Origin of the sequence: Gluconacetobacter diazotrophicus PA1 5 (assembly GCF_000021325.1) — a bacterium.
In the GTDB taxonomy this organism is placed as follows: domain Bacteria; phylum Pseudomonadota; class Alphaproteobacteria; order Acetobacterales; family Acetobacteraceae; genus Gluconacetobacter; species Gluconacetobacter diazotrophicus.
Genome location: NC_011365.1, coordinates 3099165 through 3110656, shown reverse-complemented (window position 1 = coordinate 3110656; position 11492 = coordinate 3099165). Strand labels below are relative to the sequence as shown.

Here is an 11492-nt window from a genome sequence, read left to right as displayed (position 1 = left end):
AATCAGTGCGCGCTGTCGTCCCCGGCATCCGGGTTCAGCACGAACAGGCGCGAGCAATAGGGGCAGAACGTCTGGTGATCGGCAATGCGCAGCCAGACGCGCGGATGGCCCAGTGCCCCCAGCCCCCCGTCGCAGGACAGGACGCGCGACTGGACGATGACCGTTTCGACATGGCCCAGGCGGGGGTGCGGCGTCGGGTATTGGGGATGGGGCTGCGTGGTCTGGGTCTGGGCCTGCATGATGTGCGCTCCGCCTCGTACTGTGGCCGTATCGGCCGGTGGCCAGGAATGACGCGCGATGATACGCAGGATTGCCGTGCTTTCAAACCGTCGCCTCTCACGCCTGCGCTGTCGCCTCCTCATGGCCCTGCTCCCCGCCGCCCTGGCGGGGGGATGCGCGCTGCACGATCCGCCGATCCCGCGCCCGCCGCCGGCCTGGGCGGCGGACGGCCGGCTGGTGCCCCCGGACCTGACCCTGACCCTGCCCGACGGCACGCGCGTGCCCACGCGCATGTGGCCGGCCGCGGGCGGGCACCCACGCGCCGTGGTGCTGGCGCTGCATGGATTCGACGACAGCCGCGACGCCTGGGAAATCCCGGCTCCGGCCCTGGCCGCGCGCGGCATCACGCTCTACGCCCCCGACCTGCGCGGCTTCGGCGGCATGCGCGATCGCGGCGGCTGGGCGGGGGCCGGGCAGATGGTGCGCGACGCGGGCGACGAAGCCCGGATCATCGCCCGGCGCCACCCGGGCGTGCCGCTCTACCTGATGGGCGAGAGCATGGGCGGCGCGGTGCTGACCTGCCTGATGGCCCGGCCCGATGCCCCGCCCGGAACGCCACCCATTGCCGGCACCATCCTGCTGGCCCCGGCGGTGTGGAAACTGGGCCCGGAGGCCGAGACCGTGCTGCGGCTGCTGGCCGCGACCGCCCCGGACTGGCGCATGACCGGGCACGAACTGCCCGTGCATGTCGTCGCGGGCGACGATCTGGCTGCGATGCGGCGGCTGTATTACGACCCGCTGACCCTGCGCGCGACCCGGATGCGCGCCCTGTCCGGCCTGGCGGCGCTGATGCGGCACGCGGCGGACGACGCCCCGCGCCTGCGCGGCCCGGCGCTGGTGGTCTATGGCGGCCACGACCAGCTGGTCCCGCCCCAGGCGATGGCCGACCTGTGGCGCCGCCTGCCCCCGGGCGTGCGGCGGGACTACGTGCCCGGCGGCTATCATCTGCTGATGCGCGGCCGCAGCCGCGACGCGGTGATCGGCGACGTGGCGGACTGGATCACCGCGCCCGACCAGCCCCTGCCCTCGGGCGGCGACCTGGCCGCCGCCACATGGTCCGCCCAGCCCCATGACGGCAGCGACGCCCCACCCCTGCTGCTCGCCCCACTGGACAGTCTGGCCAAATAATCCTGGCCAAATAAATCCCGCCACGGGGCTGGCGTCTTCTGGCCGTTCAGGGTATGGAGGCGTCACTGGACTCGTAGCTCAGCTGGATAGAGCGTCGCCCTCCGAAGGCTGATGTCAAGGGTGCCGTGTTTTGAGTATGATGAAGAAAGACGCGTAAAATCAGGTTGTTAGATTAGCCTCAGCGTACCACCCAAGGCCGGCATTTTTCCGCGTAAGCACTGCGTAAGCAGCTTCTGGAAAGGCACAGCGGACTCGGGCGTAGCAATCCAGCGAGGTTGCTGAGGTTTTGAGAATTGAATTGTCGAGTGCGTTGACCTGCAGCGGTCGGTCGGACTAGGCAATGCGAGATGCGCCCGTAGCTCAGCTGGATAGAGCGCCACCCTCCGAAGGTGGAGGCCACACGTTCGAATCGTGTCGGGCGCGCCACTCTCATTTAAGATCAGCCAGACGCGGCCTGCCGGGTGGGGGCCGCAACAAGCGGAGAAAGTGTGGGGTAAACGCCATCCGCTTGCGGTTATGTTGGTCTTGCGAGACTGAAGCTAACTAGTTCAGACTCCGCTGGTCCCGCGTCGCCCGCGATCACGTCGGGGGCTATGAGGCCATGACGAGAATCGGACTCGGATCATCCGTCCGCGGTAGCCCATTTCTGGACACTGACATCCGCTAGCGCCTCGAATATAGCCGGCGTGCGTTCCAAGCGGGCGATCGTTCGCGCGCCTTCGAGGGCTGCGACCAGTGCGGCGGCGGTAGCGGATGCGCGCGCGGGAGCAAGGCCGCACCCCCTGAAATGCTCGGCAATGATCTCTGTCGATTCGACGAATCCGCGCGCGACCCGCTTGGTGAGCTCGGCATCGAGCGCGGGCAGCTCATTCGCCAGATTTTGCATGAGACATCCATACTGGAAATCGGCAGCGACCATTTCGGCAGCGAATGCGCTGAAAAGCTGTCGAACAAAGTTCAGAGCATCCCCCGTCGTATCCGCGGAGATGCTCCGCAAAACCGCAATTCTACCCGCGATGTAGTGATCGATTGCTTCTTCTGCCAGCTGGGCTTTGCCGCGCGGAAAGTGGAAGTAGAACGATCCTTTGGGCGCGCCGCTTTCTTCCAGGATCTGGGTCAATCCGGTCGCAGTGTAGCCTTGGATGCGAAACAGCCGTTCGGCCGCGGCAATCGCACGAGCGCGCGCGTCAGTCTTACGTGTCATCCCGGCGATATAACACGCCTCGCTTGACGCATCTATGGTGATCACCATACTATGGCGATTGCCATATTTTGGAGCCTGGCGATGCCCCTCTACCAATCCAAGCCATCGCCGTCCCGACGCACCGTCCTGGCCATGGGGGCGGCCAGCCTGGTTGCGGCGTCGCTTCGGCCCGCCCGCGCAAACCCCATGGGAGGAACTGATTTGACGACGCAGCCATATGGCGGGGGAACGCTTCCCAAAGGAATCCGCTCGCGCATGATCCGTGGGGTCAACGGCCTCGATGTCCATATTCTCGAGGCCGGTTTCGAAAGCCCCGGCCGGCCGCTCGCGCTGCTTCTGCACGGCTTTCCAGATCTGGCTTATGGCTGGCGACATCTGATCCCGATCCTGGCCGACGCCGGGTACCATGTCGTGGCGCCCGACCAGCGGGGCTATGGCCGCACGACCGGCTGGGCCGACGGCTATGACGCCCCGCTGGAGCCCTTCAGCTTATTGAACATGACGCGTGATGCCCTCGGACTGGTCTCGGCGTTGGGGTATCGGCGCACGGCGATGCTGGTCGGGCACGACTTCGGCTCGCCCGTGGCGGCCTATTGTGCGCTCGCCCGACCCGACGTCTTTCCCTCGGTGGTGCTGATGAGCGCGCCGTTCCCCGGTCCGCCGGCGTTTCCGTTCGATACTGCAGAGCAGGTAGAACCTTCGGTCCCCCCGAATAATGACAATCAAAAACTGGCGGCCGCGCTGGCGGCGCTCGATCCGCCAAGAGAGTATTATCAGCAATACCTGAGCACGCGGCAGGCGAACGACGACATGTGGCACCCGCCTCGAGGTCTGCACGCGTTTCTTCGTGCGTTTTTCTACCTCAAGAGCGCCGACTGGCCGGGAAACAAGCCATATCCGTTGAAGGGCCGAACTGCTGCAGACCTTGCGCAGATGCCCACCTATTACGTCATGGAGCTCGGCAAGACGATGCCCGAGACGGTGGCTCCATTCGAACCCTCCGCCGCCGAGATCCAGGCCTGCAAATGGCTCACGGAGCCGGAACTGGGCGTCTACACAGACGAGTATGGCCGCACCGGGTTTCAGGGCGCCCTGCAGGCTTATCGCGTCGTCTCCGATCCTGGCCTGAATGCTGAGTTACGGCTGTTTTCGGGCAGGACGATCGATGTCCCGTCGCTCTTCATCGGCGGCAAGAGCGATTGGGGCACCTATTCGGCCCCTGGCGCGCTCGAGCTTATGAGAACGAAGGCGACGACGAAGATGGGTGAGATCGAGCTGATCGATGGCGCGGGTCACTGGATTCAACAGGAGCAGCCAGCTCGGCTCGGCATGCTCCTGCTCGCCTTCGCCAAGGAGGTTGGCACGGTGGATCGCGCCAGCCGTTAGGCGTTCGCCACGAGGGTCTCGTGTACAAGGAGGTCCACAATGGAGATGGACCGACGCGACTGAACTTCGCGGCCTACTTGCACCAAGCGAATGGCAATCCGACGTTGGCGCCCTTCCGGCTGTCCTCCGCCAGCGCTACCCAAACCTCTCGAACAGTAGCTAGGTGGCGAGATGTCCATCGGTATCAGCTTGATCGTCCTGCTAGCCGCGCTCTTGCATGCGAGCTGGAATGCATTGTTGCGCGCCGGTTCTGACCGTCTCTGGTCAATGACGATAATGTGTGTGGCGATCGCGATCGTTTGCGCGGGGTTGGCTCCCTTCGTTCCAGCTCCAGCAAAAGCCAGCTGGGAATATGCGCTCCTCTCAGCGCTGCTCCATGTCGGCTACAATCTCTTTTTGGTGCGAACTTACCGGAGCGGAGATCTCGGGCAAACCTACCCGATCTCGCGCGGCTCCTCGCCGGTTCTCGTATCGATCGGAGCGATGCTGTTCGCGGGCGAATTCCCCGATCCGATCGGCGCTTTCGGCGTCATGCTCGTTTCCGGAGGGATCGTATCGCTCGCTTTACAGGGGCGAACAATCGGATGGGGCAGCCTTCCCTACGCGTTTGGAACGGGATGCTTCATCGCCGCCTATAGCGTGACCGATGGCATCGGCGTCCGTCTGTCCGGCTCGCCGATCGGCTATACGGTCTGGATGTGCCTGCTGTGGGGCGTGATGGCGCCGCCCGTCTATGCGGTCTTGCGCGACTGGCGCAGCCTCGTGCGCGATCGACGAGAGACGGCGATCGCCGCCGGTGGCGGGATCGTATCGTTCGTTGCCTATGGTATTGTGATCTTTGCCATGTCGTGGGGGCCAATGGCATCGGTATCGGCGCTCCGTGAAACCAGCGTCGTATTCGCCGCGCTGATCGGCCGTATCTTTCTGAGCGAGCGGCTCACGACCTGGCGCATTGTTGCCTGCTGTGTGGTGGCGCTCGGCGCAGTTCTCATCAGCCATGACGGTAGCGCCGGGCCCGCCGCCCCGGTTGCTCACAGGTCTGATTTGCACTGGATGGGGACCGGCATGCAATCTGATCCCGTAGCGCAATAGATACTCGCGAACACGGCGGCTGCGCATCGCACTGTCCAGGCGCGCGCTCACGCGGACTAGCAGACCAATGGCGGGACTCGACCGACCATCGAAGGCCAAGAGTTTCTCGAAGCGGCCAAACGCATCATCGAAGAAGCCGATGCGATTGCTGTTCGGTTGCCCTTACCTCCGCACCAGCTAATAGGTTTGCGGCCTAGCTCTGGGCCTTTCTCCGGCAGCGGTACGGGCAGCCGGCAAGCGTCGCTGATTATCGAAGGATTGCCACTGCCGGAAGGTTGCGAAACCGGGCGTAGCGCTGCTTGATCACTAGGTGGACGAGCGAAGGCCACTGAGAAAGAGGTTGATGCCCGCAAGAAAATCCGCGCGGTCATCATGATCTTGCAACTGATCAGCAACATCACACGTAAACGGATAATCATTCCGATCAAGTTGAGACCATGTCGTCGCAAGCGACCCCAGGAAAGCAGACCTGTCGAGGTCGCGCGCGCGCGTGAACTGCGCATTAGCAGCATTCTGACGACCGACGCCGACGATGTAGTTGAGCAGCGCGCATGCCGTTGGCCACTCTTCTTCATCCGCAACGTGAAGAGCGCGAATCTGCTGGCCTATGCGTTCAAGGATGCGCACCATAGGCATTTGCCCCGGCGCGCGCGTGAGCGCCGATCCAACCCACGGATGGGCGTCGATTGTGTCGAACAGGCCCAGCGCGAGCGCGCGGATGACCGCTTCTGGGGGCATCCCGACCACGGGCACGTCAACCGCACGGGCGATGATAGAGTCACAGGCAGCGGTCAGCAGTTCACTCTTGTTGTCGATGTGCCAGTAAATTGCGCCCGGGCCAGTGGCCAGCCGGTCGGACAGGGCACGGAATGTCAGGCCCTCCTCCCCGTCGCTGTCCAGGATTTCAATAGACGCTTCGATGATCCGCTCCCGAGAGAGCGATCCCTGCCGTCGTTGAGCGGTGCGCGGTTTCTTGCCCATCACCTTTTGTGACACAAATGGAACGCCGTTCCAAGTTGACATTTATGGAATTTCGTTCCATCATGGAATGCCGTTCCACGCTCGTCGCCGGCGTTCGAGTGCGCCGGGTCATGAAGGATGAAAGCAATGGTTGCGAGGCGTTTCCGCGTTGGTGTTGTAGGCCTCCAGCCCGGCAGGAGTTGGGCCGCGCGCGCTCATGTGCCGGCGCTGCGCGCGCTATCTGACAGCTTCGAGATTGCGGGCGTCGCCAACACCAGCTTGGAGAGCGCCGAGCGTGCCGCTGCTGAAATCGGTCTGCCGAGAGCCTATGCGAATGTCGCCCAATTGGTGGCGGACGCAGAGGTGGACATCGTCGCCGTCACGGTGAAGGTGCCGCATCACCTCGAAATCTCCAGGGCGGCCATCGAAGCAGGCAAGCACGTCTACTGCGAATGGCCGCTCGGTAACGGGCTCGCCGAGGCCGAGGAGATCGCAGCGCTCGCCAAGGCGAAGGGCGTGCTGGGCGTGGTCGGCACGCAGGCCCGTGTCGCGCCCGAGATTCAGTATCTGAAGCAATTGATAGCCGAAAGCTTCATCGGCGAGGTGCTGTCGACGACGTTGATCGCGCGCGGCGGCGGCTGGGGGGGCATCGTTCCGGACAAGAAAAATGGCGCCTACCTTCTCGACAAGGCCAGCGGCGCGACCATGCTCACAATTCCGGTCGGGCATACCCTTGCCGGATTGACGGAGGTGCTGGGCCCAATCGCAGAGCTTTCTTCGGTATTGGCCACCCGCCGCACGACGGCGGTCGTCGCGGGAACCGATGAAACGTTACCTGTCACCGCGGCCGACCAAGTGCTGGTTAACGGCGTCCTTGCCAGCGGCGCGCCCATTTCGGTCCACTACGTCGGCGGCATGCCGCGAGACGGTGCGGGCCTGTTGTGGGAGATCAACGGCACGCAGGGGGATGTCCGGGTGAAGGGCCCCCTCGGGCACGCCCAGCTCGTGCCCCTCACGCTCGAGGCCGCACGCGGTGACGAGAAAGCGTTCCAGCGGCTGGAGGTTCCCGCTTCATATCTCGATGGCCTCCCGTCGGACCCCGCGCTTGGAAACGTCGCGCGCAACTATGCGCGCATGGCCCGTGATCTGCGCGACGGCGCCCACACAGCGCCAACATTCGACGATGCTGTCGTGCTCCACCGCGTCATCGCGGCGATCGAGACGGCCGCGACACACTCGATAAAGCCAGCCTGATTACAAGCGAATGAAAACGTCCTTTCGGCCTCGGCGAACTCCTCGGAAGAAAGGATAAATTCATGACTGAAGCTCTGCCTTGGCACGCGACATGGACCCAGGCCGTCACCGATTTCCGCGGCGAAGAAGACGAGCCGGGCTTTGCCAACGCCACTGTCCGCATGACCGTGCCGGCAAGCCTCGACGGCAGCCGCGTTCGCCTGGAATTGAGCAATCGCTTCGGCGACGCCGCCGTCCGGATCGGACGGGGCGCCATCGGAATCGGCGGCCAGTTCTTCGAGGTCGCCTTCGACGGCCTCGCCTCGACGGAGATCCCGCCCGGCGAGTCGCGGCGGACCGATCCCATCGCGTTGACCGTCCGGCACAGTGACGAGATCGTTGTCGATCTCTACCTCCCCGAGCCGACACCCTATGCCACGGCGGCCGGGTTCAGGTTCAGCCGGTCCGCGCCCGGGGATTTCGTGGGCGCATCCCCGTTCCCGCTTGACGGCGGGACGTCGGAAGCCATCGATGAATCCCGCGAATTTCCGGCCGCGAATACCGGTGCGGCGGGCGAGCCTGATGGAACGGGCTGGTCGCTTCCTGCGGGAGGTCCGTTTCTGCGCGCAATCGAGGTCGCCGGTGTTAAGCCTCGAGCGGTGATCGTGGCCCTCGGCGGTTCAAGCACCGCCATGGGATGGCCGCAATACACGGCCGCTCTCCTGCCGGCCGACGCGAAAATCGCCGTCGTCAATCGGGGTATTGCGGGGAATCGCATTCGTCTCGACGCGCCGCCGCTGACTCCTTCGTGGGGGCGGTCGGGGTTGTCCCGTTTCGATGAGGATGTGCTCGGAACCGCCGGCGCCACGCACTTGGTGATTGCCTACAACAGCAACGACTGGGGCCTTCCTGGCCGAATTGCGCCCATGGCCGAAATGCCTTCGGTCAACCAACTAATCGAAGCATACCAGGAACTCATCGACCGTGCCCAGGCAGCAGGGCTGCGGGTTATTCTCGCCACCGTCATGCCACTCGCGCCCGAACTGCTGGCCGAGCCCGAACGAGAAGACATGCGTCTGGTGTTGAACGCATGGATCCGCGGGTCGGGCCACGTCGTCGACTTCGATGCGGCGGTTCGCTCTGAAACAGATCCCTCTCGCCTGGCGGCCAAATATGCGGCTCCCGACGACACGCATCCCAGCGTGAACGGGTCGAAGCGTCTCGCCCAGGCGATGGTGGATATTCTTCAGCGATTGAAGCTCTGGCCGGCGGAGGACGTGTGAACACTCCAATCACGATTATAGGCGCCGGGCTCGGCGGCCTGATGCTCGCCCGCGTTCTCCACGTGCACGGTATCGCTTCGACGATCTATGAGGCGGAAGCTTCGCCCAACGTACGGACGCAGGGCGGCCAACTCGACATTCACGACTACAACGGGCAGCTCGCGCTCAAGGCCGCGGACCTCTTCGACGAATTCACCGCGATCATTCACGCTGGTGGCGAGGCGACGCGTGTGCTCGATAAGCACGGGACCGTCTTGCTGGATGAGCCCGATGACGGGACAGGTAACCGTCCAGAGGTCCAGCGAGGGGACCTGCGTCGGATTCTGCTCAACTCGCTTCCTGCCGACACAATTCGGTGGGGGCATAGACTCGCTTCCGTGTCTCCGCTCGGGAGCGGACGGCATCTGCTGACTTTCAGCGATGGTGGGACCATAACGAGCGACATTCTGGTCGGCGCCGATGGCGCCTGGTCGAAAGTCCGGTCGCTTCTTTCGACGGCGAGGCCGGCCTATGTCGGAACCTCATTCATCGAAACCTACCTGTTTGACGCCGACGTCCGTCACGAGGCAAGCGCCGATGCAGTCGGCGCCGGCGCCCTTTTCGCGCTCGCTCCGGAAAAGGGGATTCTGGCCCACCGGGAGGCCGATGGTGTTCTGCATACCTATGTGGCGCTGAACAAACCGGAAGACTGGCTGGACCGCATCGATTTCTCGGATGCGACCACCGCACGGGCGCAGGTCGCCAAGGAATTCGAGGGATGGGCTCCTGGGCTGACGGCGCTTATTACCGATGGTGAGACCGACCCCATACCACGCAAAATCTATGCTCTTCCGGTCAATCACACTTGGGATCGGGTCCCTGGCGTCACCCTCCTCGGCGATGCAGCGCATTTGATGTCGCCCTTCGCGGGAGAAGGGGCAAACCTCGCCATGTTCGATGGCGCTGAGCTCGGCAAATCCATCGCTGCAAATTCTGGAGATATGGAAGCCGCGCTGCGTGCTTATGAGGTGGAGTTGTTTCTTAGGAGTGCATCCGCTGCCGCGGAAGCGGAGCGAAACCTGAAGCTGTGCTTCGGCGAGAATGCCCCTCACAGTCTGCTGAACCTTTTTTCCCCACCCCCGATGCATCAATAAGCTGATGTCTGATCGCGAGCCAACGCTGAGGCAGGCCGCGCAGGCAGGGGTTGAGGGCAAGCCGTCCTCGCGGACCAACGATGTTCATGCGGAAGTCCAGACAAGAGCCTCGACAGACTTGGTCGAATTTCGAGATTTGAGATTGGCGGTCATTGCGTCTCAGCATCGCAGCTTGAGACAGGCGGCGGAAGTCATCAATATTCGTCAGTCCACTCTTAGCCGCCGCTTACGAGATCTAGAATATTGCCTCGGGTCGGTACTCTTCGAGCGAACCAACGGCGGGACACGCCCCACCATTGAAGGCCAGGAGTTTCTCGAAGCGGCGAAACGTATCATCGAAGAAGTCGAGGCGATCACGGTCCGGTTGAAGACCCGATCGCGCGGTGAGAGCGGCCGGCTGACGATTGGGGTTCATACGTCGCTGGCCGTCGGCAATTTACGGGCGACGCTGATCGAATACAGGCGTCGCTTCCCGGAAGTAGAAGCCCAGCTGGTTGACGGATCAAGCGATCATCTCATTTCTGATCTCGCCAATGCGACGATTGATGTCGCGTTCGTGGCCGAGGGCGAGCAAAGCTGGCAAGATAGGTCATTGTCGGTCTGGAGCGAGCGCGTGGTTGTGGCGGTGCCCGACACTCACCCATTCAATGATCGGGAGGTCGTGCATTGGCACGATCTGAGGCGTGAGCCGCTGCTGTTGCCGTTGCGCGGTCCGGGGCCGGAGTTCAACAAGCTTCTGCGCAGCAACGGAGGCATGTCCGACTCGTTGCGCGTCCTTCGACACGACGTAAGCCTCGACCGCCTGCTAGAGCGTGATGATTTTAGGTTGGTCCATATCCTGAGTTTATGAAATAATTGGCGCATTCGCTGGGAGCGTAGCTGCGCAGGAGTTCGCCGATGGTTGAACTGACTGCGTCGCGGCTTCGAGCCGCGGCCTTGCGGAGCAGGTGCTTGAGCTTGGCAAAGACCTGTTCAATGGGATTCAGGTCTGGGGAGTATTTTGGCAGGAGGATCAGGCGCGCGCCGACCTGTCGGATGGCTGCGCGTGCTGCCTTGTTTTTGTGGCTGCCGAGGTTGTCAGCGATCACGATGTCACCAGGCCTGAGCGTCGGCACGAGTTCATTCTCGACGTAGATGCGGAAGCTTTCGCCGTTGATCGGACCATCGAGCAGCCACGGCGCATCGATCCGATCGACCCGCAGGGCGGCAATAAAGGTCATGGTGTTCCAATGACCCCAAGGCACTTTGGCCCGGAGCCGTTCGCCACGCGGCGCCCAGCCGCGTAGCGGCGCCATATTGGTTTTGGTCCAGGTTTCATCGATGAACACCAGGCGGGCGGGATCTATGAGGTGTTGGTATTTTTGCCATCGCGCCCGGTGTCGGGCGACATCAGGACGGTCCTGTTCGGCTGCGACGAGTGTTTTTTTTGAAGCTGAGCCCCTCGTCGTGGACGAAGACCCACACAGAGCGATAATCGACCCTGAGCCCGCGCCCGGCAAGTTCTGCGACCAAGCCCCGCAGGGTAAAGCCCCCCGCCTTGCAACGCTCGATCAGCCATTCCCGATGCGCACCCGTCAGCCGTTTCGGCTTGTGGCCGCCCATCTGGCCAGGGGAAACGCTGCCGGTCCGCCGAAAGCTCTGCATCCACCGGATCGCGGTGCTGGGTGCTACACCGTAGCGCTTCGCGGCCTCGTGGCAGGAGAGGCCGTCTGTCTCCACGGCTGCCACAACCCGGTCGCGAAGATCCATCGAATAAGGACGCGCCATCCATGCTGGCCTCCAATCCAGACAGCA

Annotated in this window: 11 protein-coding genes and 1 tRNA gene; 8 read left to right on the top strand and 4 right to left on the bottom strand. The window is 63.4% G+C overall.

What is annotated here, in order from left to right:
• Nucleotides 1–2 precede the first annotated feature (2 nt).
• A complete protein-coding gene (locus GDIA_RS14270) occupies nt 3–239 on the bottom strand; it encodes a zinc-finger domain-containing protein (RefSeq protein WP_012228172.1) in 237 nt (78 codons plus the stop codon).
• 58 nt (nt 240–297) lie between these two features.
• Here GDIA_RS14270 and GDIA_RS14265 point away from each other — a divergent pair, with 58 nt between their 5' ends.
• Both GDIA_RS14265 and GDIA_RS14260 read left to right on the top strand, forming a co-directional pair.
• Nucleotides 298–1407, top strand: a complete 1110-nt coding sequence (locus tag GDIA_RS14265) for an alpha/beta fold hydrolase (protein WP_012554613.1) — start codon at nt 298–300, stop codon at nt 1405–1407.
• 349 nt (nt 1408–1756) lie between these two features.
• A tRNA-Arg gene (locus tag GDIA_RS14260) sits at nt 1757–1833 on the top strand.
• A gap of 196 nt (nt 1834–2029) precedes the next feature.
• Here the strand turns inward: GDIA_RS14260 and GDIA_RS19800 are convergent.
• Nucleotides 2030–2659, bottom strand: a complete 630-nt coding sequence (locus tag GDIA_RS19800) for a TetR/AcrR family transcriptional regulator (protein ID WP_012554612.1) — start codon at nt 2657–2659, stop codon at nt 2030–2032.
• Nucleotides 2660–2866: 207 nt separating this feature from the next.
• On the opposite strand from GDIA_RS19800, the gene GDIA_RS14250 reads away from it, so the two are divergent.
• Nucleotides 2867–3997, top strand: coding sequence for an alpha/beta fold hydrolase (locus GDIA_RS14250; protein ID WP_043459011.1), 1131 nt, complete (start codon nt 2867–2869; stop codon nt 3995–3997).
• A gap of 171 nt (nt 3998–4168) precedes the next feature.
• Nucleotides 4169–5089, top strand: coding sequence for an EamA family transporter (locus GDIA_RS14245; RefSeq protein WP_012554610.1), 921 nt, complete (start codon nt 4169–4171; stop codon nt 5087–5089).
• Between the two features lie 306 nt (nt 5090–5395).
• On the opposite strand, the gene GDIA_RS14240 is transcribed toward GDIA_RS14245, so the two are convergent.
• Nucleotides 5396–6070, bottom strand: coding sequence for a TetR/AcrR family transcriptional regulator (locus GDIA_RS14240; RefSeq protein ID WP_043459009.1), 675 nt, complete (start codon nt 6068–6070; stop codon nt 5396–5398).
• A gap of 198 nt (nt 6071–6268) precedes the next feature.
• Between GDIA_RS14240 and GDIA_RS14235 the strand changes: the two genes are divergently transcribed.
• From GDIA_RS14235 to GDIA_RS14220, 4 genes are all read left to right on the top strand, one after another.
• Nucleotides 6269–7303, top strand: a complete 1035-nt coding sequence (locus GDIA_RS14235) for a Gfo/Idh/MocA family protein (RefSeq protein WP_244410117.1) — start codon at nt 6269–6271, stop codon at nt 7301–7303.
• A gap of 62 nt (nt 7304–7365) precedes the next feature.
• Nucleotides 7366–8565 (top strand): GDSL-type esterase/lipase family protein, encoded by a 1200-nt coding sequence (locus tag GDIA_RS14230; protein ID WP_012554607.1) that lies wholly within the window; start codon nt 7366–7368, stop codon nt 8563–8565.
• Nucleotides 8562–9698, top strand: a complete 1137-nt coding sequence (locus GDIA_RS14225; protein ID WP_012554606.1) for an FAD-dependent oxidoreductase — start codon at nt 8562–8564, stop codon at nt 9696–9698. The genes GDIA_RS14230 and GDIA_RS14225 overlap by 4 nt, the downstream gene beginning before the upstream one ends.
• Nucleotides 9699–9702: 4 nt before the next feature.
• Nucleotides 9703–10548 (top strand): LysR family transcriptional regulator, encoded by an 846-nt coding sequence (locus tag GDIA_RS14220; protein WP_049762940.1) that lies wholly within the window; start codon nt 9703–9705, stop codon nt 10546–10548.
• On the opposite strand, the gene GDIA_RS18830 is transcribed toward GDIA_RS14220, so the two are convergent.
• Nucleotides 10520–11465, bottom strand: a protein-coding gene (locus GDIA_RS18830) for an IS630-like element ISGdi6 family transposase (RefSeq protein ID WP_076611189.1) whose coding sequence is annotated in 2 segments (ribosomal slippage) — nt 10520–11125 and nt 11127–11465 — 945 coding nt in all. Because the reading frame shifts where the segments join, the coding sequence is not laid out codon by codon here. The genes GDIA_RS14220 and GDIA_RS18830 overlap by 29 nt on opposite strands.
• Between the last annotated feature and the right edge of the window lie 27 nt (nt 11466–11492).

What these genes read in the sequence shown, in the direction of transcription:
- GDIA_RS14270 (WP_012228172.1), bottom strand. Translation starts at nt 239, where the DNA reads ATGCAGGCCCAGACCCAGACCACGCAGCCCCATCCCCAATACCCGACG.
- GDIA_RS14265 (WP_012554613.1), top strand. Translation starts at nt 298, where the DNA reads ATGATACGCAGGATTGCCGTGCTTTCAAACCGTCGCCTCTCACGCCTG.
- GDIA_RS19800 (WP_012554612.1), bottom strand. Translation starts at nt 2,659, where the DNA reads ATGGTGATCACCATAGATGCGTCAAGCGAGGCGTGTTATATCGCCGGG.
- GDIA_RS14250 (WP_043459011.1), top strand. Translation starts at nt 2,867, where the DNA reads ATGATCCGTGGGGTCAACGGCCTCGATGTCCATATTCTCGAGGCCGGT.
- GDIA_RS14245 (WP_012554610.1), top strand. Translation starts at nt 4,169, where the DNA reads ATGTCCATCGGTATCAGCTTGATCGTCCTGCTAGCCGCGCTCTTGCAT.
- GDIA_RS14240 (WP_043459009.1), bottom strand. Translation starts at nt 6,070, where the DNA reads ATGGGCAAGAAACCGCGCACCGCTCAACGACGGCAGGGATCGCTCTCT.
- GDIA_RS14230 (WP_012554607.1), top strand. Translation starts at nt 7,366, where the DNA reads ATGACTGAAGCTCTGCCTTGGCACGCGACATGGACCCAGGCCGTCACC.
- GDIA_RS14220 (WP_049762940.1), top strand. Translation starts at nt 9,703, where the DNA reads ATGTCTGATCGCGAGCCAACGCTGAGGCAGGCCGCGCAGGCAGGGGTT.